This is a genomic window from Burkholderia sp. 9777_1386, from assembly GCF_015712265.1.
Lineage (GTDB): Bacteria > Pseudomonadota > Gammaproteobacteria > Burkholderiales > Burkholderiaceae > Burkholderia > Burkholderia cenocepacia.
The window spans coordinates 51,050-76,617 of the sequence record NZ_JACCQB010000035.1 but is presented as its reverse complement, the minus strand read 5'-3'; the positions used below and the strand labels follow the sequence as shown (position 1 = coordinate 76,617).

The 25,568-nt window shown below is 67.9% G+C and carries 25 protein-coding genes; 4 read left to right on the top strand and 21 right to left on the bottom strand.

Annotation, left to right across the window (positions count from 1 at the left end; all coding sequences use genetic code 11):
- Positions 1-211: 211 nt before the first annotated feature.
- The 16 genes from H0X91_RS23630 to flhD form a co-directional block, all read right to left on the bottom strand.
- On the bottom strand, positions 212-709 hold the full coding sequence (locus H0X91_RS23630) for a VOC family protein (protein WP_196433398.1): 498 nt from the start codon (positions 707-709) through the stop codon (positions 212-214).
- 164 nt (positions 710-873) lie between these two features.
- Positions 874-2,112 (bottom strand): DUF3443 family protein, encoded by a 1,239-nt coding sequence (locus H0X91_RS23625; RefSeq protein ID WP_006497451.1) that lies wholly within the window; start codon positions 2,110-2,112, stop codon positions 874-876.
- A gap of 16 nt (positions 2,113-2,128) precedes the next feature.
- Complete coding sequence (locus tag H0X91_RS23620) at positions 2,129-2,632, bottom strand: DUF2844 domain-containing protein (RefSeq protein ID WP_012492269.1); 504 nt, start codon at positions 2,630-2,632, stop codon at positions 2,129-2,131.
- Positions 2,633-2,890: 258 nt separating this feature from the next.
- Positions 2,891-3,622, bottom strand: coding sequence for a protein phosphatase CheZ (gene cheZ, locus H0X91_RS23615; protein ID WP_077056049.1), 732 nt, complete (start codon positions 3,620-3,622; stop codon positions 2,891-2,893).
- Positions 3,623-3,624: 2 nt separating this feature from the next.
- The gene (cheY, locus tag H0X91_RS23610) at positions 3,625-4,020 is read right to left on the bottom strand and encodes a chemotaxis response regulator CheY (protein ID WP_006485893.1); all 396 of its coding nucleotides are present in this window, start codon (positions 4,018-4,020) and stop codon (positions 3,625-3,627) included.
- Between the two features lie 67 nt (positions 4,021-4,087).
- Positions 4,088-5,179: a protein-glutamate methylesterase/protein-glutamine glutaminase gene (locus H0X91_RS23605; protein WP_012492268.1), complete on the bottom strand. Its 1,092-nt coding sequence runs from the start codon at positions 5,177-5,179 to the stop codon at positions 4,088-4,090.
- Complete coding sequence (gene cheD / locus H0X91_RS23600) at positions 5,176-5,934, bottom strand: chemoreceptor glutamine deamidase CheD (protein ID WP_006497454.1); 759 nt, start codon at positions 5,932-5,934, stop codon at positions 5,176-5,178. Before cheD ends, H0X91_RS23605 begins: the two co-directional genes overlap by 4 nt.
- Complete coding sequence (locus H0X91_RS23595) at positions 5,931-6,923, bottom strand: CheR family methyltransferase (protein ID WP_196433397.1); 993 nt, start codon at positions 6,921-6,923, stop codon at positions 5,931-5,933. The genes cheD and H0X91_RS23595 overlap by 4 nt, the downstream gene beginning before the upstream one ends.
- A gap of 3 nt (positions 6,924-6,926) precedes the next feature.
- Positions 6,927-8,882, bottom strand: a complete 1,956-nt coding sequence (locus H0X91_RS23590; RefSeq protein ID WP_196433396.1) for a methyl-accepting chemotaxis protein — start codon at positions 8,880-8,882, stop codon at positions 6,927-6,929.
- 37 nt (positions 8,883-8,919) lie between these two features.
- Positions 8,920-9,435 (bottom strand): chemotaxis protein CheW, encoded by a 516-nt coding sequence (cheW, locus tag H0X91_RS23585; protein WP_006486165.1) that lies wholly within the window; start codon positions 9,433-9,435, stop codon positions 8,920-8,922.
- Positions 9,436-9,482: 47 nt separating this feature from the next.
- Complete coding sequence (cheA, locus tag H0X91_RS23580) at positions 9,483-11,744, bottom strand: chemotaxis protein CheA (protein WP_196433395.1); 2,262 nt, start codon at positions 11,742-11,744, stop codon at positions 9,483-9,485.
- A gap of 33 nt (positions 11,745-11,777) precedes the next feature.
- On the bottom strand, positions 11,778-12,155 hold the full coding sequence (locus H0X91_RS23575) for a response regulator (RefSeq protein WP_006482646.1): 378 nt from the start codon (positions 12,153-12,155) through the stop codon (positions 11,778-11,780).
- A 24-nt stretch (positions 12,156-12,179) separates the two neighbouring features.
- Positions 12,180-13,199 (bottom strand): flagellar motor protein MotB, encoded by a 1,020-nt coding sequence (motB, locus tag H0X91_RS23570; protein ID WP_006482647.1) that lies wholly within the window; start codon positions 13,197-13,199, stop codon positions 12,180-12,182.
- Positions 13,200-13,212: 13 nt separating this feature from the next.
- Positions 13,213-14,073, bottom strand: a complete 861-nt coding sequence (gene motA / locus H0X91_RS23565; RefSeq protein ID WP_006482649.1) for a flagellar motor stator protein MotA — start codon at positions 14,071-14,073, stop codon at positions 13,213-13,215.
- Between the two features lie 180 nt (positions 14,074-14,253).
- The gene (gene flhC, locus H0X91_RS23560; RefSeq protein ID WP_006493184.1) at positions 14,254-14,808 is read right to left on the bottom strand and encodes a flagellar transcriptional regulator FlhC; all 555 of its coding nucleotides are present in this window, start codon (positions 14,806-14,808) and stop codon (positions 14,254-14,256) included.
- 92 nt (positions 14,809-14,900) lie between these two features.
- Entirely contained in the window at positions 14,901-15,221 is a 321-nt protein-coding gene (flhD, locus tag H0X91_RS23555; protein WP_011350590.1) for a flagellar transcriptional regulator FlhD, read from the bottom strand.
- A 663-nt stretch (positions 15,222-15,884) separates the two neighbouring features.
- Between flhD and H0X91_RS23550 the strand changes: the two genes are divergently transcribed.
- Positions 15,885-16,949: a glycosyltransferase family 4 protein gene (locus H0X91_RS23550; RefSeq protein ID WP_006489318.1), complete on the top strand. Its 1,065-nt coding sequence runs from the start codon at positions 15,885-15,887 to the stop codon at positions 16,947-16,949.
- Positions 16,950-17,052: 103 nt separating this feature from the next.
- On the opposite strand, the gene H0X91_RS23545 is transcribed toward H0X91_RS23550, so the two are convergent.
- Complete coding sequence (locus H0X91_RS23545) at positions 17,053-17,349, bottom strand: H-NS histone family protein (RefSeq protein ID WP_006489320.1); 297 nt, start codon at positions 17,347-17,349, stop codon at positions 17,053-17,055.
- Between the two features lie 299 nt (positions 17,350-17,648).
- Here H0X91_RS23545 and aqpZ point away from each other — a divergent pair, with 299 nt between their 5' ends.
- A complete protein-coding gene (gene aqpZ, locus H0X91_RS23540; protein ID WP_006489324.1) occupies positions 17,649-18,392 on the top strand; it encodes an aquaporin Z in 744 nt (247 codons plus the stop codon).
- Between the two features lie 130 nt (positions 18,393-18,522).
- On the opposite strand, the gene H0X91_RS23535 is transcribed toward aqpZ, so the two are convergent.
- Positions 18,523-19,347 (bottom strand): Cof-type HAD-IIB family hydrolase, encoded by an 825-nt coding sequence (locus H0X91_RS23535; protein WP_006496246.1) that lies wholly within the window; start codon positions 19,345-19,347, stop codon positions 18,523-18,525.
- Positions 19,348-19,508: 161 nt separating this feature from the next.
- Complete coding sequence (locus H0X91_RS23530) at positions 19,509-20,390, bottom strand: BadF/BadG/BcrA/BcrD ATPase family protein (RefSeq protein ID WP_034201115.1); 882 nt, start codon at positions 20,388-20,390, stop codon at positions 19,509-19,511.
- Positions 20,391-20,531: 141 nt separating this feature from the next.
- Here H0X91_RS23530 and H0X91_RS23525 point away from each other — a divergent pair, with 141 nt between their 5' ends.
- On the top strand, positions 20,532-21,134 hold the full coding sequence (locus H0X91_RS23525) for a DNA-3-methyladenine glycosylase I (protein WP_034201116.1): 603 nt from the start codon (positions 20,532-20,534) through the stop codon (positions 21,132-21,134).
- Between the two features lie 102 nt (positions 21,135-21,236).
- Here the strand turns inward: H0X91_RS23525 and H0X91_RS23520 are convergent, their stop codons facing one another.
- Positions 21,237-22,472 carry a PepSY-associated TM helix domain-containing protein gene (locus H0X91_RS23520; RefSeq protein ID WP_048985847.1) on the bottom strand — a complete coding sequence of 412 codons (1,236 nt, stop codon included), beginning with the start codon at positions 22,470-22,472 and terminating at the stop codon, positions 21,237-21,239.
- A gap of 229 nt (positions 22,473-22,701) precedes the next feature.
- Between H0X91_RS23520 and H0X91_RS23515 the strand changes: the two genes are divergently transcribed.
- A complete protein-coding gene (locus H0X91_RS23515) occupies positions 22,702-24,825 on the top strand; it encodes a TonB-dependent siderophore receptor (protein WP_196433394.1) in 2,124 nt (707 codons plus the stop codon).
- A 166-nt stretch (positions 24,826-24,991) separates the two neighbouring features.
- Here the strand turns inward: H0X91_RS23515 and rpsU are convergent, their stop codons facing one another.
- The gene (rpsU, locus tag H0X91_RS23510) at positions 24,992-25,204 is read right to left on the bottom strand and encodes a 30S ribosomal protein S21 (protein WP_006401410.1); all 213 of its coding nucleotides are present in this window, start codon (positions 25,202-25,204) and stop codon (positions 24,992-24,994) included.
- Between the last annotated feature and the right edge of the window lie 364 nt (positions 25,205-25,568).

The window sequence follows — 25,568 nt, the reverse complement described above, 5'->3', positions numbered from 1 at the left end:
GGACGGCACCGGCTGAGTGCGGGGGGACGGTGAAACGACGGGCGGGAAAATGGGAAAAGGCGGGGAAAGCGGGCCCCGACGCAACGGCCCCCGGACGGGCCGATCGCCACGTCATGCTCGTCGCGAATACGTCGAGTCTTCGCTTCGTCGCAATCCTTGCGCCCGGCCCTTTCCGGGGCCAGCGCAAGCCCGTTATTGGCGTGAACAGGCCCTAGCCAGCCGCCGCCCGCTGCAGCGCGTTCAGATCGAGCTTCTTCATCGTCATCACCTGCGCCATCACGCGCTCGGCGCGGGCCGGGTCGCCCGTCATCAGCTCGGCCATCTGCACCGGCACGACCTGCCACGACACGCCGAAGCGGTCGCGCAGCCAGCCGCATTGCTGCGCGCGCTCGTCGCCGCCTTCGGACAGGCGCGCCCAGTAACGGTCGATCTCGTCCTGGTCGCGGCAGTTGACGACGAACGACACGGCCGGCGTCATCTGGAACACGGGGCCGCCGTTCAGCGCGACGAACGCCTGCCCGTCGAGCTCGAACGCCACGGTCATCACCGCGCCCTCGGCGTTGCCGGACGCGTGCGCGCCAGCCTTGCCGTAGCGCGCGACGTGCACGATGCGCGCGTTGTCGAACACCGATACGTAAAAAGCGGCCGCCGCCTCGGCGTCGCGGTCGAACCACAGGAACGGCGTGATGCGCTGGATACGCTGGGTCATGGCGCTGTCTCCTCGATGTCGTGCCGGCACCGGTGCCGGTCTTACATCGTAGCCGCTGCGCCGGCGCCTGGCGGCGCGCCGGCTCGTAGCGCGCGCACCGCACGCCGGATAAAAAAAGGGGGCGATCGCTCGCCCCCTTCGTTCCTGCGTCCGGCCGTGCCGCGTCAGAACGCGACGAACGGCTGCGCGCCGCCGCTCGCGGTCTTGTCCATCCCGAAGTAGATCGTCTTGCCGTAGAAGTGCGGCATGCCGATGTCGAGCCAGCTGGACGAGCCGAACGGGCCCGCGATGTCGTTGAACGCGAACGTCGACGGGTTCGAGAACAGCGAATCCGCGTTCGCGACCGGCATCGACACGGTACCCGACGCGCCGTTCTGGCCCCTCAGCGTGGCCGAGTACGAGGTCGTAGTCGCGGGGCAGTAGAACTCCGTGTTCCTCGAACAGACCGTCTGCGCCGAATCGTTGAAGAAATACGCGTTCGAGCCCGTATCGAAGAACGCGGTCACGTTGCGCCCCTGGAACGTCGCGCTGACGTCGCCGGTCGTGGTCGACGTCATCACCGTCTTGCCGCTCAGGTTCGGCAGGCCGAACGTCAGCGTGCCGGTTGCGCTCCCCTGCCCGCTGGACGAGATGTCGGGCATCTGCACGCTCACGCCGTCGCTGTTCGCGAACCGATGCACGGGGTTGGCCACCTGCTGCGCGAGCGGCACGAGCGCGACCGTGCAGCTTGCGTTGTCGCCGTTCGGGCACGCGTAGTAGTTGTTGCTCGTCGACGTCGACGTCGCGCAGGTCGTGCCGCAGTCGTACGGCGCCGGCCCGATGCCGAGGATCCCGTTCGCGCCGAGCGCGCCGGTCGAGTTGGCCGACGCGCCGCCGTTCGTGCACGAGCTCGGCACGTTGGTCGTGCCGAGGTCGCCGATGATCTGCACGGGCAGCGAGCTTGCCTGCTCGGTGCCGATCGACAGGTCGACGGTGCGCACCGAGCCCCACGTGTAGCTCGACACGAACTTGCCGCATTCGGCGACCGGCGCGCCGCCGCTCGTCACCTGCGGCAGGCTGTCGTGCACGCCCGCCACCGCGCTGCCGACGAGCCGCAGCCCGTAGGACGCGGTATCGACAAGCACGTTGTTGACGATCTGGCAGTTCGACGTGCCCGGCACGCAGACCTTCAAGCTGATGGTCGGGATGTTGATCACGTTCGCGGCGCCGGCGCCGACCGTGATGACGGCCGTGTTGCCGCTGTTGCCGTCGGACCCGCCCGAGCCGTTGCCGCCCGTATTGCCGCCGTTGCCCGCACTGCCGCCGCCGCCATCGCCGCCGCCGCATGCCGTCACGAGTACGGCCGTCGCGGCCAGGAGGCCCAGCACGCCGAGCCAGCGCTTGAATGTACGAGGAATGCTCAAGGTCGCTCTCCCGCTGTCACTGGATATCGGTGCCGGCCACGCCGGCAGGCAGCGCCGACGGCAGCCATGCCTGGCCGGAGAAGGCGCCCATGTGGCCGCCCGTCCGGATCACGAGGCCGCTCGTCTCGACGGCCACCGGCGCGCGCCAGCCGCGCGCCTGGTGCGCCGCCTGGACTCCGGCGGTGTACTGCGGGAAATAGCTGCCGAGCAGCGACGCGAGATCCGGCATCGTCGGCCCGCGCCATGCGAGGCCGAACACGCTGCCGGCGGCCGACGTGTATTCGTGGATGACGGTGCCCGATCCGAGCGTGATCTCGCGGACGGTATAGGCGGCCGTGCTCGTCTGCACGCCGTCCGCCGAGCGCATCGCGCGCTGCAGCGCCCGCACGGTGGCGGCCTGATCGTCCGCCGGCGGCGACATCGGTGCGCCGCCCAGTTCCGCATGTGCGTGGACGGCCCACAGCACACTCATTGCAGCCGTCGCGTGCGCGACGGTCCAGCCCAAGCGTTTCAGCTTCACGTTCCCCCCAAGGGACTGGCTTCGTTGCCGACGGCGCCGCCGTCGGCCCCCGCCGCCTGCCAACTTATGAATCTTACGAATGACGCTACGTTGCTGCTGACGCGTAGTATGCCTGCTGAGTGTGGCCACGTGTCAATTCGACGCAGGATCACGCCGCGCGGCGCATCGGCGGCGGACACGGGAAAACGCGGCGGGAACAGGGAATGCGCGCATCGGCCGCCCCCGCGGAAGGGGGCGCGCCGATGCGTGGCGACCGGGTCAGAAGCCGAGGCTGGCGAGCAGGTCGTCGACCTGCCCCTGGTCCTGGACGACGTCGGATTTGCCTTCCGGCGCGATCTGGGGGCCGTTCAGCAGCGATTCGGGGCTGCCGGTCGCGCTCATCTGCTCGGCCGCGAACGCGGCGGCGGTGGCCGCGAACTGCTCGCGCCGCTCCGGCGCGATGTTCTCGACGAGCACCGTGAGGAGCTGCTGCTCGATCAGGTAGACCATGTCCATGATCTTCTTGATCACCTGGCCGGTCAGATCCTGGAAATCCTGCGCGAGCATGATCTCGAGCAGCTGCGCGCGAGTCGCCGACGTCGACTCGGGCAGCGTGCGCAGGAACGTGCGCGTATCGTCCATCAGCTCGCGCACTTCCGCGTGCTCGATCGGCGCCGCGTACCACTGCGCCCAGCGCACGTCGAGCGCCTCGGCCTCGTTCTGGATGCGCTCCTGCATCGGCTTCGCGATCTCGATCGCATTCAGCACGCGCACCGCGGCCTGCTCGGTCATCGTCGCGACGTAGCGCAGCCGGTCGCGCGCATCCGGCACGGCTTCCGCCGCGCGCTCGACGTGCTTGTCGAGCCCGAGCTCGCGCATCGAATCGCGCAGCGTGCGCGTGACGTGGCCGATGCGCGCGAGGATCCGGTCGCTCGCGTAATCGGCGCCTTCGGCATGGCCGTCGGCGTTGATCGCCGCGCCGGCGAGCGCCGCATGGATCGGCTCGTTCACGTTCAGCTCCCGGCCTTGGCCATCTTGTCGATGATCTTGTTCAGCTTCTCGTCGAGCGTCGCGGCCGTGAACGGTTTCACGACGTAGCCGCTCGCGCCGGCCTGCGCGGCCGCGATGATGTTCTCCTTCTTCGACTCGGCCGTGACCATCAGCACCGGCAGGTGCGTGAGCGTCGCGTCCGCGCGGATTTCCTTCAGCATCGCGAGGCCGTCGAGGTTCGGCATGTTCCAGTCCGAGATCACGAAGTCATAGCCGCCGCCGCGCAGCCGCGCGAGTCCGGCCAGGCCGTCCTCGGCCTCGTCGACGTTCGAATAGCCCAGTTCCTTGAGCAGGTTGCGGACGATCCGGCGCATCGTCGGGAAATCGTCCACCACCAGGATTTTCATGCTCTTGTCCATCGTCGTTCCTTTCCAGATTCGTTTCCGTCGGGACGCGTATCGTGGCACGCGCCCCGTGACATTCCATTCACACGCGCTGCACGCGGTCGCCCATCGTCGCCAGGCGCGCCATCACGCGGCGGCTCATGTCGGCGAGCGGCGCGATCTCGTCCGCGCCGCCGAGCGCGATCGCCTCGCGCGGCATCCCGAACACGATGCAGCTCGCTTCGTCCTGCGCGAACGTGTGGGCGCCCGCGCGCTTCATTTCCAGCAGGCCGGCCGCGCCGTCGCGGCCCATCCCGGTGAGGATCACGCCGATCGCGTTCTTGCCCGCATGCGTCGCCGCCGAGCGGAACAGCACGTCGACCGACGGGCGGTGCCGGTTCACCGGCGGCTCGTCCGACAGTTGCGCAATATAGTTCGCGCCGCTTCGCGCGAGCAACAGGTGTGCGTGGCCCGGCGCGATGTACGCATGGCCCGGCAGCACGCGTTCGCCATGCTCGGCTTCCTTCACCGCGATCCGGCACAGGCCGTTCAGTCGCTGCGCGAACGATTTCGTGAAGCCCGGCGGCATGTGCTGCGCGATCAGCACGGCCGGCGCATCCGGCGGCAGCGGCGTCAGCACTTCGCGGATCGCCTCGGTGCCGCCCGTCGACGCGCCGATGATGATCAGCTTCTCGGTACTGACGAGCGGGTTGTTGATCATCGGCGCGGCCGCGGCGCTGTCCGCCGTGCGCGCGGCGGCCTGCGGCTGCGGCGCCTGGCGCACGCGCGCGCGCGACGCCGCGCGGATCTTGTCGGCGAGCTTTTCCGCGTAGTCGAGCATCCCGTCGCGAATCCCGACGCGCGGCTTCGTGACGAAATCCACCGCGCCGAGTTCGAGCGCGCGCAGCGTGATTTCCGAGCCGCGCTCGGTCAGCGACGACACCATCACGACCGGCATCGGCCGCAGGCGCATCAGCTTCTCGAGGAAGTCGAGCCCGTCCATGCGCGGCATTTCGACGTCGAGCGTGAGCACGTCGGGGTTGTGCTGCTTGATGAGCTCGCGCGCGACGAGCGGATCGGGCGCGGTCGCGACCACCGTCATGTCGGGCTGGCTGTTGATGATCTCGGTCATCAGGCTGCGGATCAGCGCCGAATCGTCGACGCACAATACTTTGATCTTCTGCACTGCGGTCATGCCTCCTGCTTTCTTGATAGGTTCGCCGCGTACGGGCTCCCTTGCGGGCCAGCCGTCCGCGCACCGCCGCTGCCGGCCGGCGCGGCGCCACGCGCGCCGAACAGCTCGATGCGCGGGCGCGCCGGTTGCGGCGCGGCAGGCCGCTTCGCGGCGAACAGCTCGACGTGCGCACGCGTGCGTGCGGTGCGGAGGCGATCGGCCTCGCGCGCGAGCGCGGCTTCGCGCTCGGTGACGCCCGGCACCTGCAGCCGCAGCTTCTTCACCATCGCGCGTCCGCTGTGCGGCATGAACGCGACCTTGCGCGGATGCACGCCCTGCAGGTCTTCCGCGGTGATGCGGATGCGCTCGAGCGCGAGATAGCGGCGCACGAAATCCGCGTTGCGATCGCCGATGTTGATCGTCGTCATCCCGGCCAGCACGGCCGCGCCGCCGAACACCTTCGCCTCGAAGCGCTCGCGGCGCCCGCCGGCCTTGATCAGCTCGTTGATCAGCACTTCCATCGCATATGCGCCGTAGCGCATCGATTCCGACGCGGCGGCGCCCGGATCGGCGCCGTCGTCCGGCAGCATGAAGTGGTTCATCCCGCCGATGCCCGCATACGGGTCGTGCAGGCACGCGGCGACGCACGAGCCGAGCACGGTCATCAGCACCATGTCCTCGGACGTCGTGTAGAACTCGTTCGGCAACAGCTTCACGCCGGGGCGCTCGAAGTGGTTGTCGAAGTAGCGATTGGTCGCGATCGGCAGTGCGCTCATCCGCGCTCTCCATAGGCGGGCGCGCCGCCCGCGGCCCGCGCGCGCACGGGCGACGACATCGCGGCCGCCGTGCTCGCCTGTGCGCCGCGCGACCGTGCGCCCTGAGCGGCGTCGCGCGTCAGTTCGTACACCGTCTGCCCGCGCAGCCGGAACGCCTGCGTCACGTACGTGAAATTCTCCGAATGGCCGGCGAACAGCAGGCCGCCCGGCTTCACGAGCGGCTCGAAGCGCGACAGCACCTGCCCCTGCGTCGGCTTGTCGAAATAGATCATCACGTTGCGGCAGAAGATCGCGTCGAACGGCTTGCCGATCCCGTAGTCGGCATCGGTCAGGTTCAGTTGCTCGAAACGGATCATCGCGCGCAGCTCGGGGCGCACCTTCACGCGGCCGGCCTGCGCGCCCGTGCCCTTCAGGAAGAAGCGCTTGAGCCGCTCCGGCGACAGGTGCTTGACCTGGTCGTACGTATAGATGCCGGCTTCGGCCTTCGCGAGCACCTGCGTGTCGAGATCGGTCGCGAGGATCGACGCGCTGCGCGCCGCCGTTTCGCCGAGCGCCTCGATCAGCGTGATCGCGATCGAGTACGGCTCCTCGCCGGTGGACGCCGCCGAGCACCAGACCGACACCGGCGCCGGCCGCCCCTTCACGAATTCCGACAGGATCGGGAAATGGTGCGACTCGCGGAAAAACGCGGTCAGGTTGGTCGTCAGCGCGTTGGTGAATGCTTCCCACTCGAGCGGATCGTCTTCCTGCTCGAGCAGGTCGAGGTAGTCGCGGAACGTGTCGAGGCCGCGCGCCCGCAGCCGTCGCGCGAGACGGCTGTAGGCCATGTCGCGCTTGTGCTCGGACAGCGAGATGCCCGCGCGTTGGTGGATCAGCGCGCGGATGCGTGCGAAATCCGCGCCGGTGAACGCGAAGTCGCGCCCCGGTTCGCCCGCGCGAGGCATGGCATCCGGTGCATCGGGTCGAAACGGCGCGCGCGCGTGCTGCATGGCTTAGAAGGTCTCCCAGTCGTCGTCGGACGTGCCGGCGGCCGCCAGCGCCGGCTTCTCGCCGTTCAGCGCCGGGCGCACGAGCGCGGGTTTCGCGGCCGGCTTGTCCGTCGCTGCGGCCGTCTTCGCCAGACGCGGGCCGTAGCCGCCTGCGGCGGCGCCGCGGGAAGCCGGTGCGTCCTTCTGCGTACGCGCAGTGGCGTCGGCCGCCCGCTTCGGTTCGTGGTCGGCGCCCGCGGCGGCCGCGCGCGACGCCGGCGCGGCACGCCGTGCCGCCGGCTGGGCCGCGGCCTGCGGCGCCGGCAGCGCGGCGACCGGCGCGTCGTGGCGCGCGTCCGACGGCAGCGCCGCCGGTTCATGGGCCACCGGCCGCGCGACGCTGCGCGCCGGCGCGAGCACGATGCCGCCCGCGACGCGCCAGCCCGACACGATCGCCTTCATCTGGCGCGTCTGCTCCTCGAGCGACGCGGCCGCAGCAGCCGCCTGCTCGACGAGCGCCGCGTTCTGCTGCGTGACCGCATCCATCTGGCCGACCGCGCGGTTGACCTGCTCGATGCCGGTCGACTGCTCGTCGGACGCGGCGCTGATCTCGCCCATGATGTCGGTCACGCGGCGCACGGCCTGCACGATTTCTTCCATCGTCGCGCCGGCGCGCGCGACGAGCGCCGACCCGCTGTCGACCTTCTCGGCCGAATCGCCGATCAGCTGCTTGATTTCCTTCGCGGCGCTCGCGCTGCGCTGCGCGAGCGAGCGCACCTCGCCCGCGACCACCGCGAAGCCGCGGCCCTGCTCGCCGGCCCGCGCCGCTTCGACGGCCGCGTTCAGCGCGAGGATGTTGGTCTGGAACGCGATGCCCTCGATCGTGCCGATGATGTCGACGACCTTGCCCGAGCTGGCCGCGATGTCCTGCATCGTCGATACGACCTGGCCGACCACGTCGCCGCCCTGCGTCGCGATGTCCGACGCGTTCACCGCGAGCTGGCTCGCCTGCCGCGCGTTTTCCGCGTTCTGCCGCACGGTGCCGGTCAGCTGCTCCATGCTCGACGCGGTTTCCTGCAGCGACGCGGCCTGTTCCTCGGTGCGCTGCGACAGGTCGATGTTGCCGGTCGCGATCTCGCGCGCGCCGACGTCGATCGATTCGGTGCCGCGATGCACGGCCTGCACCATCGTCGTGACGGCGTCCTGCATCCGCTTGATGCCGCCGAACAGGCGGCCGATCTCGTTGGTGCTGAACACGTTCACCGGCTGCGTGAGGTCGCCGCCGGCGATGCGCTCGAAGTGCGCGATCGCATCTTCCAGCGGCTTGACGATCAGCCCGCGCAGCGCGAAGCGGATCGCGATCACGACGACGAACGCGATCGCGATGCCGGCCGCGATCAGCGCGATCATCATCGAGATCTGCGACTGCGTCGCGGCCTGGCGTTCTTCCGCGCGCTTTTGCAGCGCGGCGATCACGGCTGCCGCCGTCTGGTCGAACGCGACGAACATCGGGCTGATCTTCGCGTCGGCGATCGCGTGGTACGCGGCCATGTCGCCCGCGCGTGCCGCGGCAAATTCCGGTTCGACGCCTTCCTTCATGATCGTCGTGTAACGCGCGGTGAGCTCGTCGACGAGCGCCTGCTCGACGCCGAGCTTCGGCGTCGACTGGAACGTCTGCCAGTTCTGGTTCGACTTCGCATACAGCTCCTGCGCGCGATCGAGCACCTTCGCCGCGTCGGCCGCATTGCCGGCTTCGGTCAGCGTACGAAAGCGATCGAGCGCGACGCGCGAGCGCAGCAGGTACGCGGCCGTGTCGTCCAGCGTGTGGATCGCCGGCAGGTCGACGTGCGCGATCTCGTCGAGCGAACGGCTCGCGTGATTCAGCGCGTAGAGGCCGAGCCCGCCGACCGCGGCGGCCAGGCACACGAGGATGAGTCCGACCGCCGTGAGCGTCGTGCGGATCGACCAGTTATGCAACATTGCAGATTCTCCCGAAATTGCTGCGCGCGCGGCGCGCTTACCCGCCGAGCGTCTCGATCAGCGCCATTTCACGGCTCGACATCAGCTTCTCGATGTCCATCAGGATCAGCATCCGGCCGTCGACCGTGCCGAGGCCCGTCAGGTACTCGGTCGTCAGCGTCGCGCCGAATTCCGGCGCCGGCATGATCTGGTCGGTCTGCAGCGTCAGCACGTCCGACACGCCGTCGACCACCATCCCGACCACGCGGTTCGACACGTTCAGGATGATCACGACGGTCTGGTGGTCGTACTCGACCCGGCCGAGGTGGAACTTGATCCGCATGTCGACGATCGGCACGATGATCCCGCGCAGGTTGATCACGCCCTTGATGAACTCCGGCGCGTTCGCGATGCGCGTGACGCTGTCGTAGCCGCGGATTTCCTGCACTTTCAGGATGTCGATCCCGTATTCCTCGTCGCCGAGCGTGAACACGAGGAATTCCTGGCCCGTCGCGTCGCCCTGTTCCGCGTCGCGGCGGCTGGTTGCCGCGTTCGCCGCGGCCGGATTGATCATTTGGACTTCAGCAGACACGTTTGCCCCCAATCGGTTGATGGCGAGAGTCAGAAGACGGCGAGCTCGGCGCCGGCACGGGCGCCGTGCGTCGCACGGGTTTCGCGGTTCAGCGCCGCGACGTCGACGATCAGCGCGACGCTGCCGTCGCCCAGGATGGTCGCCGCCGAGATGCCATGGACCTTGCGGTAGTTGGTTTCGAGGTTCTTCACGACCACCTGCTGCTGGCCGACCAGCTCGTCGATCAGCATCGCGAAGCGGCGCCCCTCGGTTTCCATGATCGTGACGATCCCCTGCGTCGGGTCGGTGCGCGCGTCCTCGACCGAGAACACCTCGTGCAGCGCGACCAGCGGCAGGTATTCGCCGCGCACGCGCACCACGCGCTCGCCGTTGCCGACCGTGTAGATGTCGTCGTTCGACGGCTGCAGCGACTCCATCACGAAGTTCAGCGGCAGGATGAAGATCTCGCTGCCCACCTTCACCGACATCCCGTCGAGGATCGCCAGCGTGAGCGGCAGCACGATCCGCGTGGTCGTGCCGCGGCCGGCCAGCGACGTGATCTCGACGTGGCCGCCCATCGACTGGATGTTGCGCTTCACGACGTCCATGCCGACGCCGCGGCCCGACACGTCGGTCACCGTCTCGGCGGTCGAGAAGCCCGGCGCGAAGATCAGTTGCCAGACTTCGTCGTCGCTGATGTTCTCGGCGATCTGCATGCCCTGCTTCGCGGCCTTCGCGAGGATCCGCTCGCGGTTCAGGCCCGCGCCGTCGTCGCTCACCTCGATCACGATGTTGCCGCCGTGATGCGCGGCCGACAGCACGAGCTGGCCGACCGCGTCCTTGCCGGCGGCGACGCGCTTGTCGACGGTTTCGATGCCGTGGTCGAGGCTGTTGCGCACCAGGTGCGTGAGCGGATCGATGATCCGTTCGATCAGGCTCTTGTCGAGCTCGGTCGCCTGGCCGAACGTGACCAGTTCGACCTGCTTGCCGAGCTTGCCGGCGAGATCGCGCACGAGCCGCGGGAAGCGGCTGAACACGTAGTCCATCGGCATCATGCGGATCGACATCACCGCTTCCTGCAGGTCGCGCGCGTTGCGCTCGAGCTGCGCCATCCCGTTGAACAGGCGGTCGTGCAGCGCCGGATCGAACGCGCTCGCCGTCTCGGCCAGCATCGCCTGCGTGATCACCAGTTCGCCGACGAGGTTGATCAGCTGGTCGACCTTCTCGACGCCGACGCGGATCGAGCTGCCTTCGGCGCCCGCCGCAGCCGCGGCGGCCGGGCGCGCGCGCTTGTCGTCGTGATGCGCGGCGGCCGGCGCCGCGTGCTCGGCGGGCTGCGGTTGCGCGTGCTGTTGCGACGGCGGCCGCAGCTGCGCGGCAGCTGCGGCCGCCGGCTCGGCCGGCGCCGAAGCAGCCGGCTGCGCGGCGGCGGCCTGCGGCGCGAACACCTCGACGCGCGCGGGCAGCGGGGCGGCGGCCGGTTCGGCGGCCACAGCGGCGGCCGCGTCCTGCGCGGCGGCCGGTGCCGCCTGCGCGGCCGGCGCCGTGCCGTGCGCGACGCGGATCTGGCTTTCGTCGATCACGAAGCAGCACACGGCGACGATGTCGTCCGACGGGACGTCCGATTCGACCCACAGCGACAGGTCCGCGCCCGCTTCCTCGCGACCGACGATCCGGCCGAGGTTGCCGAGTTCTTCGGTGAGCAGCGCCTGGTCCTTCGCATCGACACCGACCAGCGTGATCTTCAGGTGCGGGCCGCCGGCGCCGGCGTCGGCCGCCGGATGCGCGGCCGCGACGGCCTGTTCGACCACGTGATCGGGCGCACGGTCGCCGGCAGCGGCGGGTTCGGCAGCCGGCGCGACGGCCGCGGCGGCGACCGGCGCAACCGGCGCGGCCTCGGCGGCGGCAGGCGCACCCGCGCCGCTTTCGGCCTTCAGCCGTTCGAGCTTCGCGCAGATCGCCGCGGCGGCGGCCGCGTCCGGTTCGGCGCTCGCACGGTAGTCGACGAGCTGGTCGGACAGCACGTCCTTGGTTTCCAGGAACGCGTCGACCATGTCCTTGGTCAGCGTCAGCTCATGGTTGCGCGCGCGGTCGAGCAGCGATTCGAGGATGTGCGTCGTATCGGTCAGCGCGGAAAAGCCGAACGTCGCCGCGCCGCCCTTGATCGAGTGCGCGGCGCGGAAGATCGCCGCCAGATCCTCGGGATCGGGCGCATCGACGTCGAGGTTCAGCAGCAGCTGCTCCATCTGCGCGAGCAGCTCGTCGGCTTCGTCGAAAAAGGTCTGGTAGAACTGAGTGATGTCGAGAGTCATGCCCGGTCACCGGTTGAATTCGTCGCGTTCATGTCAGGAGGCAGCCGGTTCGGACAGCGTCGCGACCAGCTCGACCAGCACGCCCGGATCGATCGGCTTTTCGATCCAGCCGGTCGCGCCGGCGTCGCGTGCGGCGTCCTTGAAGGCATCGCTGCCCTCGGTCGTCAGGACGAGGATCGGCGTGTCCGCGTACGCGGTCAGCTTGCGCAGCGCCGCGATCACCTCGAGCCCGTTCTTGCGCGGCATGTTCTGGTCGGTCAGCACCAGGTCGTACGGCGCCGTCGCGGCCATGTCGAAGCCGGCTTCGCCGTCCGGCGCCACCGTCACGTCGTAGCCGGCCTGCGCAAGCGTGGCCTGCAGCAGCGCACGCATGGTCGCGGAGTCGTCGATGGCGAGAATGGTTCGGATCATGTCTGTCTCGGAATCTTGGAAACGTCAGGGTTTCGGCGCCACGGCGACGGCGCTCGCCACGACCGGACGCACCGCCGGCGTCGGGCCGCCGAGCTGCTGCGCGAGCAGCTTCGAACCGGCCGCGTCGGCGGACAACGTCGTCGTCGTCGCGTCGTCGCGCATCAGCGCTTCTTCGGATTTGCGATTCAGCACGATCACGCTGATCCGGCGGTTTTCCGGATCGAGCGGATCGGCCTTGTTCAGGTTCTGCGTCGACGCGAGGCCCAGCACGCGCAGCACTTTCGCCTCGTCCATGCCGCCGGAGATCAGCTCGCGGCGCGACGCGTTCGCGCGATCGGCCGACAGCTCCCAGTTGCTGTAGCCGCCCTCGCCGCCCGCGTACGGCACGGCGTCGGTGTGGCCCTGGACGATGATCCGGTTCGGCACGTCGTTCAGCGTCTTGCCGATCTCGCGCAGGATGTCGCGCATGTACGGCTCGACGCGATCGCTCGACATCGCGAACATCGGCCGCTTCTGCGTATCGACGATCTCGATGCGCAGCCCCATCAGCGTCGAATCGATGCGGATCTGCTGCTTGAACTGGCGCAGCGTCGGATTGGCCTCGATCGCGGCCATCAGCTTGATCTGCAGATCGTGCAGGCGCGTCTGCTCGAGCCGGTCCTGCGCGCCCTGGGCCTGCGACCGGGAATTTTCGTCGCCCGCCTTCGCGAGGCGCTCGGCGAGCGAGGTCGTGCCGTCGGTGCGGCGCAGCGTGCCGGCGTCGACGCTCGACAGGTCGCGGCCGCCGCCGTTGATGATGCTCGAGTCCTGCGAGCTGCGATCGCCGCTGCCGAGAATCGCGGCCTTCAGCGGCATGTTGAAGTATTCGGCGATCCCCTTCAGTTGCACCGGCGTGACCGAACTCAGCAGCCACATCAGCAGGAAGAACGCCATCATCGCGGTCATGAAGTCCGCGTACGCGAGCTTCCATGCGCCGCCGTGGTGGCCCTTCTTCGCCGGGGCCACCCGCTTGACGACGATCGCGCGATCCTTGCTCTTGCTCATCGGTCGCTCCGCGTCACTTCGCCTTCACGCGGCGCACGTGCTCTTCGAGCTCGGAGAACGACGGGCGCTCGGTCGAGAACAGCACCTTGCGGCCGAACTCGACCGCGATCGCCGGCGCATAGCCGTTCAGCGTCGCGAGGATCGTCACCTTGATGCACTGGAACATCTTGGTCGACTCGGCGACGCGTTGCTCCGCGAGGCTCGCGAGCGGCCCGATCAGCCCGTACGACAGCAGGATGCCGAGGAACGTGCCGACCAGCGCCTGCGCGATCATCGCGCCGAGCACCGCGGGCGGCTTGTCGGCCGAGGCCATCGTGTGCACGACGCCCATCACGGCCGCGACGATCCCGAACGCCGGCATCGCGTCGCCGACGCGCATCAGCGCGTGCGCCGGGCCTTCGCCTTCCGCGTGGTGCGTCTCGATCTCCTCGTCCATCAGGCTTTCGATCTCGAACGCGTTCATGTTGCCGCCCACCATCAGGCGCAGGTAGTCGGTCAGGAATTCGACGATGTGGTGATCGGCGAGGATCTTCGGGTATTGCGTGAAGATCGGGCTCTTTTGCGGATCGTCGATGTCGGCCTCGAGCGTCAGCGTGCCTTCCTTGCGTGCCTTCGCGAGCAGCACGTAAAGAAGCGCCATCAGCTCCATATAGACATCCTTCGTGTATTTCGAGCCCTTGAAGAGCGTCGGCAGCACGCGCAGCGTGGCCTTGATGGTCTTGCCACCGTTGCCGAGGATGAACGCGCCGACGCCGGCGCCCGCGATCATCAGGATCTCGACGGGCTGGATCAAGGCGCCCAGATGCCCGCCTGCCAGCGCATAACCGCCGAAGACGGACAACAGCGTCACGAGTGTTCCCACGATAATCAGCACTGCCTGTCCCTCACGAAAGACCGGCGGGGAGACCGCCGTTAAACAGGTTTACGGCAGTCGGCAGGAAAACTTTCGCGGCCGCCCGGCGGCGGCCCGACGGTGTTTACCAGCAATGCGCAGACGATTCGTGCGGCCCCGGGGGCGCCGCTCGCGCCCCGTCCGGCCCTGCCCGGCGGGCGCTCAGGCCACGGCGGCAGCCAGTTCGGCGCGCGCGGCGGCGGCCTTGCGGGTCTTGCCGGCGCGCGACGGCGGCTGGCACAGGCCGCACACGAAACCTTGATGCGGATCATGCGCATGCGCGACGAAATGGCCGCCGCAGCGCGTGCACGGGGTCATCTGCAGCATCCCCGAATCGAAGAAGCGCACCAGCGTCCATGCCCGCGTGAGGCTCAGCGCAGCCTCGTCGCCGGACAGGTTCACGTGCTCCAGATAGAGCCGGTACGCCTTCACGATCGACTGGATCGGCTCGCAGCGGCCGTGGTCCTGCATGAACCGGTAGATGTTGTAGAACAGCGACGAGTGGATGTTCGGCTGCCACGTCATGAACCAGTCGGTCGAGAACGGCAGCATCCCCTTCGGCGGCGACACGCCCTTCAGTTCCTTGTACAGCTTGATCAGACGGTCCCGCGACAGGCTCGTCTCCGCCTCCAGCAGCTGCAGCCGGGCGCCCAGTTCGATCAGTTCGATGGCGAGGGTGATTTCCTTCACCTCGATCACGACGCTTTTGCTTGCCATGGTGATAACCGTCCGCTTGACGTTATTCGAATGAATGGCCAATACGCCGCCGGCCGGCGCGACACGCCGGGACAGACGCAAGGCGGGATGGATCAGCGGACGCCTTCGACCTGCTGCCCGGCCATCAGGATGGCCGAGTGGGCGTGCGCAACGACGTCGCTGCGGCCCTTGTCGGCGAGCGACGACAGCAGCGCGTGATCATCGAAGCGGAAGCGGCACAGCATCTGGTTGGACGCGGCCAGCTTCACGGTCTGAGCGAGCGTGAGGTTGGCGAGCACGTCGGCGAGTTCCTGGGAAATGCCCATGCGGAACATACCCATCGCCTTGTCTTCCCGCAGCAGTCGTTGCGCGAGGAGGAGGTACGACAGGTTGACCTCTTTGATCTCACTGAGCATTTCGCTGGTAGCGCTCATGATTCCCCCGTTAAAGAGCTTTGCTTTGGCCATTCATGTTATGAAAACGTTTGCTCGGTCAGTGCGCACTGGACGCTCAGCCGGCTCGTTTATAGTCTTACAGGGCGAATTTTGGCCAAACGGCATTTATGCCGGTATCAGCGAAGTGGCGTATGCCGTGCAGGATTTGTCTGTAAACCGTGTAGGAATTTTTCCGACAAGGCGGATTGAAAGGGGATTCGAAAAAACGGGTTGCAACGCGGATTCGGTTGCGAGACGCCCGACGGCCGTCGCACCAGGCGTGGAAGGCTTGCCGGCAAGGCTGCCGGCAATCGGATCGGTAAAAATTACAGTGCTTTTTCACGATAGCGCAACAATAGTTGTGGCCATCTCGATTCACGATTCCGCGCCCTTTTTCTCGGGGTTTTTGCGTATTTCATCGTGTAACAAGCCTTAAGTGTTTGAAAAAACACTCGAACCCCTCAGGGCGATATCGATAATGGACTCCAATGGGCGGCGGCGCGAGCCGTGCCGGCCCGCCCCGCAGCTTGCCGTCCGGCGCTCCGCGCATCCGCCCAGGGCCCGGCCACGTACCGCCAACCGCGTGTGTCGGCAAGTTCCGCAACCTTGTACGGGATCCGCATCGGCGCCGTCGCGCCCATGGATCGACACAGGAGAACACCCATGCGAATTGCCCAGATCGCGCCGCTTTACGAAGCCGTCCCGCCGAAACTCTACGGCGGCACCGAGCGAGTCGTGTCCTACCTCACCGAGGCGCTCGTCGAACTCGGCCATGACGTGACGCTGTTCGCCAGCGGCGACTCCGTCACGTCGGCCCGTCTCGAGGCGGCCTGGCCGCGCGCACTGCGGCTCGACCCGTCGGTCCGCGATTCGATGGCGCCCCATATGCGGCTCCTCGAGCAGGTCGCGCGGGTCGCGCACGAATTCGACGTGCTGCACTTCCACCTCGACTACCTGCCGTTCCCGCTGATGTCGCGCCTCGACACGCCGTACGTGACAACGCTGCACGGCCGCCTCGACCTGCCGGAACTGCAGCCCGTGTTCGACGCGTTCCCCGATTCGCCGGTCGTGTCGATCTCGAACAACCAGCGCAAGCCGCTGCCGCAGGCCGCGTGGGCCGGCACCGTGTACCACGGCCTGCCCGACACGCTGCTCACGCCGCAGCCGGACGTGAAGCCCGAATACCTCGCGTTCCTCGGCCGGATCTGTCCCGAAAAGCGTGTCGACACCGCGATCCGGATCGCCGCGCAAAGCGGGCTGCCGCTGAAGATCGCCGCGAAGGTCGACAAGGCCGACGCCGACTACTTCAAGGAAGTGATCGAGCCGCTGCTCGACCAGGCGCATGTCGAATTCATCGGCGAGATCAACGAAGCGCAAAAACCCGCGTTCCTGTCCGGCGCGAAGGCGCTGCTGTTCCCGATCGACTGGCCGGAGCCGTTCGGCCTGGTGATGATCGAGGCGATGGCCTGCGGCACGCCGGTCGTCGCGTTCAACCGCGGCTCGGTGCCGGAAGTGATCGAGGACGGCGTGACCGGCTTCATCGTCGAAGACGTGCAGGGCGCGGTCGGCGCGCTGCACCGGATCGACAGCCTGTCGCGCCCCGCGATCCGCGAACGTTTCGACACGCGTTTCAGCTCGAAGGCAATGGCGCGGCGTTACGTCGAAACTTACGAATCGCTTTGCGCGGCAACCAAGCAACCGGCATTGCGCCGGGTCGCGGGCGCCTGACACGGAAATCCGCGTCGAAATAGACCGTAAAATCCGCGCCGAAATCGGCGCGCAAAACAAAAGAGCCGCATCGTCGATGCGGCTCTTTCTATTGGGCTTTCGGTCACTCGATCAGGAAACGATCGCGGTTTTTGCCGACGATCCAATTCGGCGGCTTGCCACGCCCGCTCCAGGTTGCACCCGACTTCGGATCGCGGTATTTAGGCGGCAACGGTGCCTTCTTCGGCGGACGCCCGCGCCGTGCCCGTTCCGCGAAGCCCAGGTCCTGGGCCGTCAGGCCATATTCGGCAATCATTCGCTGGACATCGGCGATCACCGCTGCCACTTCCTGGCGGCGCACGTCGTCCGCCTGGGCCTGCAGATCGGCGATCTGCGCCTTGAGTTTCGCGTATTGAGACATTTTTCGACTCCCCTTTTCGATGATGCGGCCCCGGCGAATCCGGCCGGGACACCAACATCCGTTACGTCGTCTGCACTGCCGCCCTGCCCTTCGAAATTAATGCTGCCATCTTTAACCGAATCGTCTATATCGAGAATGCGGACTTATTCTAATAAAAGGCATTCGTCAGCCATTCAAATTTAACAATCGTTTACCCTCCCGGACCCGATTCATTTCCTATAATCCAGACCAATTCCGGACGACGAAATAAATCCGTTGCGTCGGCCGGGGTCTTCAACCCACTTGGACGAGGTCCTTACATGAATCTTTCTCAGCGTCTCGCTGCAGAGGTATTCGGCACGTTCTGGCTGGTGCTCGGCGGGTGCGGAAGCGCCGTGCTGGCCGCCGCCTTTCCGGGCCTCGGCATCGGCTTTGCCGGCGTCGCACTCGCCTTCGGCCTGACCGTGCTGACGATGGCATTCGCAATCGGCCACATCTCGGGTTGCCACCTGAATCCGGCGGTGAGCGTCGGCCTGACGGTTGCCGGCCGCTTCCCGGCACGCGATCTCGCGCCGTACATCGTCGCGCAGGTCGTCGGCGCCACGCTCGGCGCATTCGTGCTGTACCTGATCGCAACCGGCAAGCCGGGTTTCGACGTTGTCGGCAGCGGCTTTGCGACGAACGGCTTCGGCGATCGCTCGCCCGGCCACTACTCGCTCGCCGCGTCGTTCATCTGCGAAGTCGTGATGACGGGCTTCTTCCTGTTCGTGATCCTCGGTGCGACCGACAAGCGCGGGGTGCCCGCCGGCTTCGCGCCGATCGCGATCGGGCTGTGCCTGACGCTGATCCACCTGATCTCGATTCCGGTCACCAACACGTCGGTGAACCCGGCGCGCTCGACCGGCCCGGCGCTGTTCGTGGGCGGCGACGCGATCGGCCAGCTCTGGCTGTTCTGGGTCGCGCCGCTGATCGGCGCGGTACTCGCGGGGATCATCTACCCGCTGGTCGCCGGGCGTGACGACGCCGTCGACCTGCTGCCGGCATCCGCTCGCACAAGCGAATAAAACACTACGGGGTCAAGCGAGCAGAGCAGCGAGCCTCACGCTGTCGAAGAACATCGAGGCAGGCAATTTCGACGGGCGCCCCTGGCGCCCGTTTTTCATTTCCGCGCGGAATACGCGCCCGGGCGGGCGCTCAGGACGCGACGACGTCGTCTTCGAGCGAGAACAGCGTGCGCAGGTGGCGGGCGACGCCCGCGTCGAAGTTGTTGCCGATCCGCGGGATGTGCGGCAGCCGCGCGACCAGGTCGGGGTTCGCGTTGTTCATCATGAATGCATGGCCGGCGGTTTCGAGCAGGTCGATGTCGTTCATGTTGTCGCCGAACGCGATGCAATGACCGGTGTCGACGCCGAGCCGCGCGAGCACCGTGCGCAGCGCGCGGCCCTTCGACACGTTCGCGGTCATCACTTCGAGGCAGTCGGGCAGCGAGTACGTGACGTACAGCGTATCGCCGAACTGCACGCGCATCTGCTCGGCGACGACCGCCAGATCGGCCGGCTCGCCGATATACAGCACCTTCGCGATATCGGCGCCGTCGTGCGCGGCCATGTCGATCACCTCGTACCGGAAGCCCGAATCCTGGTGGAATTCGAGCAGGTGCGGCGCTTCGCGGTCGATCAGCCAGCCGTCGTTGGTAAACAGGTTGACGATCACGCGGCCGTGCGCGCCGACGACTTCCGGCTGCACGAGGCTGCGCACGATCGCTGCGTCGATGTCCTGCCCGTGGATCTTCGTGTCGTCCGGCGCATGCACGCGTGCGCCGTTCGACGTGATCAGGTACGGCCGGATGCCGAGCACGTCGCGAATGCCGGCGACGTCCGCATAGTGGCGCCCCGTGGCGATCACGAACTGCACGCCGTCGCGGTCGAGCCGGCGAACGGTGTCGATCGTGTACGGGTCGAGCTGGTGGTCGCTGTTCAGCAGCGTACCGTCGAGATCGGTGGCGATGACTTTGTACATGGGACGGGAGAGTGGCGCTCGGGGCACGGAGGAAGCGTCATTTTAACGTCGGGCCCGGCAGCGCGCCGGGCGGTTGCCGGGTGGTTGCCTCGCGGCTACCGGCCGGGCGCCGCCTGCGGCGCTGCTGCGATGCGGCATTCGCCGCGCGCGCCCCGCTCGGCTTAGGCTCCCTCCGCCGCCCGCAACGCCTGGAGCGCGAGCCGCAGCGCACCATGCGCCGAATCGTCGAGCGGCGCGCGCAGCCGCGCGGCATGCCGCGCCGGCACGGCCGGCGCCAGCGCATCCGCCAGCCCGCCGCACAGCGCGACCGGCAGCGCGTGCTGCGGATCGAGCGCGTCGATCATCTTGCCGATCTCGTCGCCAGCCTGCGCGATCAGCGCGCGCGCGACCGGATGCGTGCGGTGCGCGAACACGATCGGCGCGAGACGCGCGTAGATCGTCTGGTTCGCGTCGCACGACCACTGGACGAGCGCATCGCGATCGCGCGCGCCGGTTTCCGCGAGCAGCGCCGTGGCGAACGCGTCGCGCGGCACGCGGCCGTCGAGCGCCTGTTGCGCATACGCGAGCGCGCGCACGCCGAGCCACGCGCCGCTCGCCTCGTCGCCGGACGGAAAGCCGAAGCCGCCCGCGATCCGGCACGCGCCGGCCGCGTCGAGCGCCGCCGCGATGCTGCCGGTGCCGAGCGCGACGATGAGCCCCGGCGCGCCGCCGTGCGCGCCGACGACGGTCGTATACGCGTCGCTTTCGATCGCGAGCGCGCCGAGCGGCGCCTGCGCGCGGAATGCGGCGAGCCACGCCGCGTTGTTGACGCCGGCCAGCCCGCAGCCGAGCGCGCACTGCGACCAGTCGAACGCGAGACCGGCCTGCGTGAACGCGTCCGCGCACGCCGCGCCGATCGACGCCCATGCCCGCTCGATGCCGAGACCGAGCCCCGACGGGCCGCCGCGCCCCTGCGCCAGCTCGCGCCCGTCCCGGTCGGCCAGTACCGCGCGCGTGCCCGTGCCGCCGCCGTCGATGCCGATCGCAAAAAGTAATGCCGCCATGCTTCATCCCGCTGATTCGAACAGGCGCCAAGCTTAACCGGATCGGCGCCGCGCGCCCATCTGCCGTTCGGCCGGCTATCCCGCCAAAAGGGCTTCCGCTATGCTGGCGCGATCGAATCGACACTGAAAACGAGGCAGACGATGTCGCAGCGGTGCAACTGGGTGAAGACGGAAGCGGACGCTCACTATCACGATACCGAGTGGGGCGTGCCGTCGCACGACGATCGCCACCTGTTCGAAATGCTGATTCTGGAAGGCGCGCAGGCCGGGCTGTCGTGGTCGACGATCCTGAACAAGCGCGCGGGCTATCGCGAAGCGTTCGCCGATTTCGACGTCGATGCCGTCGCACGCTTCACGCCCACGCGCATCGAGAAATTGCTGGAGAACCCGGGCATCGTGCGCAACCGTGCGAAGGTCGAATCGGCGGTGACCAACGCGCGCGCCGTGCAGCGCATCCGCGAAGAGCACGGGTCGCTCGCCGCGTTCCTGTGGTCGTTCGTCGGCGACACGCCGGTCCAGAACGCGTGGCAGTCGTACCGCGACGCGCCCGCCTCGACCGAGCAGTCCGACGCGCTCAGCAAGGCGCTGAAGGCGTACGGCTGCAAGTTCGTCGGCTCGACGATCTGCTATGCGCTGATGCAGGCAACCGGCATGGTCAACGATCACGAAGCCGGCTGCCCGTGCCACGCGCGATGCGCGGCGCTCGGCGGCAAGCAGCCGGCCCGCCGGCGCAAGGCAGGCTGACGGCGCGGGTGCCGCGCCGCGGCCCGGCGGCGGTCGCGCCGTCCGCTTGCCGCCTGCTGCTTGCTGCTTGCTGCTTGCTGCTTGCTGCTTGCCCCGCGGTCCTTATCGCGCGGCGCGCGACGACGCCGGCACGGCCGGTCGCGCGCTCCGCGCAGCCCGCCCGCGTGCGCCGCGCTTCTTCACCCAGATGCACACGCCCGTCACGCTCAGCATCGCGATCACGATGCCGAGCACGCTCACGGCGACACGTCCGGCGACACCGGCGATTCGCCCCGAGTGCAGCGGAAACTGCGCCTGCATGAACAGGTCGCCGGCCGAACCGCGGCCCGGCACCTGAGCCGCGACGGGCTTGCCGGTCACCGCATTCCAGTACAGCCACGCATTGCCGAGCCCGACGTCGCCATGGTCGTTGCCCGGCGTGAAGAACCCGACCGCATACGCGTTCATCCCCGGCGCGAACAGCAGCGCGCCCGGCGGCGCGGCGATCCCTGCGTCGCGGCCGGCCGAGCGCGCGATCTCGACGATCCGCTCGCGCGGCAGGATCTGGCTGCCCGGCAGGGCCGGCGGGAAATGCTCCGGATTCGTATACGGCGTTTCGGCAAGCGGCGACACCAGCGAGACCAGCGGGCGCACGACCGGAACGGCGAGGTTCATCGAGATCGATGTGATCGCAACGACGAGCAACAGCCCCCACACCCACACGCCGCCCGAGCGGTGCAGGTCGAACACGAGCGGGTAGCCGCCGCGCCGCACGCGGAACGCGAACGACTTGCGCCAGCTTTTCAGGTTCGGAAACGCCAGCACCAGCGCGATCAGGCTGTCGATCGCCCACACGATGCCGACGACGCCCATCACCCAGAACCCGAAGTTGATCCCGCCGTACACGGGCAGGAACAGCGAGTAATGCAGCCGGTAGATGAACGGCATCAGGTCGAGCCGCGCGAGCGACAGCGCGCCCCATTCGCGGCGGCCCTGCACCGCGCCGGTCGCGGGATCGACGGCGATCTGGCTGAAACCGAGTGCGTACGGCTGGCCGGTCGCCGGATCGGTACGCGGCATCACGCCCGCCTGCAGCGTGTGTCCCGGTTCGATCGCGAGCGGCAGATAGGTCACCTGCACGCGCGGATCGGCGGCCTCGATGCGCGCCGCGAGTTCGAGCGGCGCCAGCGGCGCCGCGCCGCTGCGCGCGGTGTAGAAATCCGGGTTCAGCGCCGCGTCGAGCTCATGGTCCCACGCAATCAATGCGCCGGTGAGCCCCGCGACGAACAGGAACAGCGCGATGGCGAGCCCGAACCAGCGGTGCAGGCGCACGAGAAACGGTCGCAGGAACGCATTCATCGCGTGCGCAGCGAAAGGAAGGCGGGCCGGCACGAGCGGCGGCCCCGATTCGACGGGATGCAGTTCATTTGATGGCGAGCACCGCGCAACGGTCATCCGGTCGGGCCCGGCGAGGCCGGATGCCCTTGTACGCGGCATGGAATTGTTGCGCGGTTGGCGGGTTTTGATACGATGCGCGACATTTTAACGCAATGCGAATGATTCTTACTCGCATTTTTACCCGCTCGCCATGACCGTCTGCCTCGCCCGCCCGCCTGTCCGTCCACGCCGCGTGGCCGCCGCCCTCGCCTGCCTTGCCGCGTCGCTCGCGCATGCGGACGATTCGCCCGGCGACGTCGCGGTACTGCCCGCCCTCAACATCACGGCCGCGCATGATTCGCCGCAACACTTGACCGACACGATCTCGACGGGTGCGCTCGGCACCCGCCGCCAGCTCGACACGCCGTTCTCGACGACCATCGTCACGTCGGAAGAGCTCGAGGCCCGCCAGCCGTACAAGCTCGGCGACGTCTTCGCGAACGACGCGTCGGTGTCGGATAACAGCGGCGCATACAGCGCCTGGGCCAGCTACATGACGGTGCGCGGCATGCAGCTCGACTGGCAGAACGGCTACAAGATCGACGGACTGCCGTTCGTCACGTACGGCATCACGATGCCGTACGAGCAGCTCGATCGCGTCGAACTGCTGAAGGGGCTCGGCGGCTTCCTGTACGGCTTCGTGACGCCGGGCGGCGTCGTCAACTACGTGACGAAGCAGCCGGGCGCCGAACCGGTGCGCAGCGTCGACATCGGCTACCGGAGCACCAACGTGTGGACCGAGCATGTCGATCTCGGCCAGCGCTTCGGGCCCGACCACATGTTCGGCGCGCGGCTGAATGCGACCCACGAGGAAGGCAAGACGTACAACGACGGCAACATCCGCCGCGACAGCGTGTCGCTCGCGCTGCAGGCGAACCTGACGCGCGACCTGTCCGTGTCGTTCGGCGCGCTGTACCAGGACCGCCGCACGACCGGCCAGACGCCGTCGATCTTCACCGGCAGCTATCCGGGCGGCGCGCTGCCCGCGACGATCAGCGGCGGATCGACGAACCTGGGCGGCAAGGACCAGTACCTGAACACGAACCTGCAGCTCTATACGGCCGGGCTGCAATACCAGCTCGCGCCCGACTGGCAGCTCGACGTCGCGTACAGCTACAGCAAGGCGACGCGCCGGCGTAACGAAAGCACGCTCTACCTGCAGGACGCGGCCGGCAACTACACCGACAGCCGCTACGTCGGCATGGAGGATCACCGCTTCAGCCAGTGGCGCGCGATGGTCGAGGGGAAGGTGCGCACGGGCCCGTTCAGCCACCAGATCGTGTTCGGCGCGTCGTGGCAGAAGCAGGCGAACGACTATTCGGCTAACAGCGTGTTCGTGCCGCTCGGCGCCGGCAACCTCTATGCGCCGAATCCATACCGCTACGAGAGTCCGCACGGCTTCATCCAGTACCGCACGAGCGAGATCGTGCAGAAATCGCTGTTCGCGAGCGACACCGTGCAGTTGACCGAGCGCTGGTCGGTGCTAGCCGGCGTGCGCTACATGAACTACGCGCAGCGCGCGTTCCAGGCGAGCGGCGCCGAGGACCCCGGCTATCGCCAGAACGGCGTGGTGACGCCGACCTTCGCGGTGATGTTCAAGCTCGCGCCGACGACCACCGCGTACGCGAGCTACGCCGAGTCGCTCGAGCCCGGCAGCCGCGTGAACGATGTCTACGCGAACGCGGGCCAGGTGCTCAAGCCGCTGCGCAGCAAGCAGTACGAGCTGGGGATCAAGAGCGAGCGCGCGCGCTGGAGCGCGACGGCCGCGCTGTTCCGCATCGAGCGCAGCGCCGAATACGCGAATACCGCGAACGTCTACGTGCAGGACGGCGAATCGATCATTCAGGGGATCGAGGTCGGCGCGCGCGCGAAATTCGGCGCGCACTGGAACGCGGGCGTCGACGCGATGCTGCTCGACGCGTGGCACGCGAACGGGATCGGCAACAACGGCAACCGCGTGGCCGGCGCGCCGCGCTTCGTGCTCGCCGGCGGCCTCGGCTATGCGGTGCCGGGCGTGCCGGGGCTGACGCTCGGCGTCGACGCGAAATTCACCGGCGCGACGCCGCTGCGCGCGGCCGGCGGCCTCGACGCACCGGGCTTTCTCGTCGTCAATGCGGGCGCGCGTTACCTGACGCGGGTCGGACGGCACGACGTGACGCTGCGCGCATCGATCGACAACGTGTTGAATCGCCGTTACTGGGAATACCAGTACGCGGACTACGTGAAGCCGGGCGACCCGCGCACGGTGAGCCTGAGCGCGAAGATCGATTTCTGAACGCCGCGGCCGGCGGCCGCAACCCGCTGGCCGCCGGGTCTCGCCAGCTGGCGGGAACACCCGCGCCGCAATGGCCTCGGGATTTTCCCGGCCCGCCAAAGCAAAACGGCGGAGCGGCCTCTTTCGAGGCACACTCCGCCGTTTCGCGGCGAACCGTCAGACGCGCTTAGTGGAGCTTCTTCGGCAGCATCTGGCTGCGCAGGCGCTTGTGCAGGCGCTTGACGGCTGCTGCCTTCTTGCGCTTGCGGACTGCGGTCGGCTTTTCGTAAGACTGGCGCTCACGCAGTTCAGCGATCAGGCCATTTTTTTCGATAGCGCGACGAAAGCGGCGAATCGCCACTTCGAACGGCTCGTTTTCTTTCAGAAGAATCGTCGTCATGTCGTTCCTAAATTGCTTAAACGGTCAAAAACGTAGCGGCCAAGCGCCACGCACCGGCCATCCGAGCGTCCCCACAACAGGCGAAACGAGCGGAAATACGGCCTCGGAGGCCGGAAAAGAGAGGCGGAAAGCACCGCGAGTACGCTTCACAACCGCGTGCAGCGCCGCGTTTGACTGCCAGCAGACATGCCGAAACCGGCAAAGGCGTGACAGAAAATCTCAATTCAGCCCGCCATCATAGCAGGGAATCACAGACAAAACCACCCTTTTGTCGGTCGTGTGTGCACAGCGTCACGACTGGGCGCCGGAGCCTCATCGGGCCGGTTTCTGCCCCCGTTTAATCCGGCGCCGTGCCGGGCCGGTC

Excerpts from the sequence above, each read along its gene's own strand:
- H0X91_RS23575 (WP_006482646.1), bottom strand. The coding sequence starts at position 12,155 with ATGATCCGAACCATTCTCGCCATCGACGACTCCGCGACCATGCGTGCG.
- H0X91_RS23530 (WP_034201115.1), bottom strand. The coding sequence starts at position 20,390 with ATGGCGGCATTACTTTTTGCGATCGGCATCGACGGCGGCGGCACGGGC.
- cheW (WP_006486165.1), bottom strand. The coding sequence starts at position 9,435 with ATGATCAATCCGGCCGCGGCGAACGCGGCAACCAGCCGCCGCGACGCG.
- H0X91_RS23590 (WP_196433396.1), bottom strand. The coding sequence starts at position 8,882 with ATGTTGCATAACTGGTCGATCCGCACGACGCTCACGGCGGTCGGACTC.
- H0X91_RS23515 (WP_196433394.1), top strand. The coding sequence starts at position 22,702 with ATGACCGTCTGCCTCGCCCGCCCGCCTGTCCGTCCACGCCGCGTGGCC.
- cheD (WP_006497454.1), bottom strand. The coding sequence starts at position 5,934 with ATGAGCGCACTGCCGATCGCGACCAATCGCTACTTCGACAACCACTTC.
- aqpZ (WP_006489324.1), top strand. The coding sequence starts at position 17,649 with ATGAATCTTTCTCAGCGTCTCGCTGCAGAGGTATTCGGCACGTTCTGG.
- flhD (WP_011350590.1), bottom strand. The coding sequence starts at position 15,221 with ATGAGCGCTACCAGCGAAATGCTCAGTGAGATCAAAGAGGTCAACCTG.
- flhC (WP_006493184.1), bottom strand. The coding sequence starts at position 14,808 with ATGGCAAGCAAAAGCGTCGTGATCGAGGTGAAGGAAATCACCCTCGCC.
- H0X91_RS23520 (WP_048985847.1), bottom strand. The coding sequence starts at position 22,472 with ATGAATGCGTTCCTGCGACCGTTTCTCGTGCGCCTGCACCGCTGGTTC.
- H0X91_RS23545 (WP_006489320.1), bottom strand. The coding sequence starts at position 17,349 with ATGTCTCAATACGCGAAACTCAAGGCGCAGATCGCCGATCTGCAGGCC.
- cheY (WP_006485893.1), bottom strand. The coding sequence starts at position 4,020 with ATGGACAAGAGCATGAAAATCCTGGTGGTGGACGATTTCCCGACGATG.
- H0X91_RS23605 (WP_012492268.1), bottom strand. The coding sequence starts at position 5,179 with ATGACCGCAGTGCAGAAGATCAAAGTATTGTGCGTCGACGATTCGGCG.
- motB (WP_006482647.1), bottom strand. The coding sequence starts at position 13,199 with ATGAGCAAGAGCAAGGATCGCGCGATCGTCGTCAAGCGGGTGGCCCCG.
- H0X91_RS23535 (WP_006496246.1), bottom strand. The coding sequence starts at position 19,347 with ATGTACAAAGTCATCGCCACCGATCTCGACGGTACGCTGCTGAACAGC.
- H0X91_RS23595 (WP_196433397.1), bottom strand. The coding sequence starts at position 6,923 with ATGCAGCACGCGCGCGCGCCGTTTCGACCCGATGCACCGGATGCCATG.
- H0X91_RS23630 (WP_196433398.1), bottom strand. The coding sequence starts at position 709 with ATGACCCAGCGTATCCAGCGCATCACGCCGTTCCTGTGGTTCGACCGC.
- rpsU (WP_006401410.1), bottom strand. The coding sequence starts at position 25,204 with ATGACGACGATTCTTCTGAAAGAAAACGAGCCGTTCGAAGTGGCGATT.
- cheA (WP_196433395.1), bottom strand. The coding sequence starts at position 11,744 with ATGACTCTCGACATCACTCAGTTCTACCAGACCTTTTTCGACGAAGCC.
- H0X91_RS23550 (WP_006489318.1), top strand. The coding sequence starts at position 15,885 with ATGCGAATTGCCCAGATCGCGCCGCTTTACGAAGCCGTCCCGCCGAAA.
- H0X91_RS23525 (WP_034201116.1), top strand. The coding sequence starts at position 20,532 with ATGTCGCAGCGGTGCAACTGGGTGAAGACGGAAGCGGACGCTCACTAT.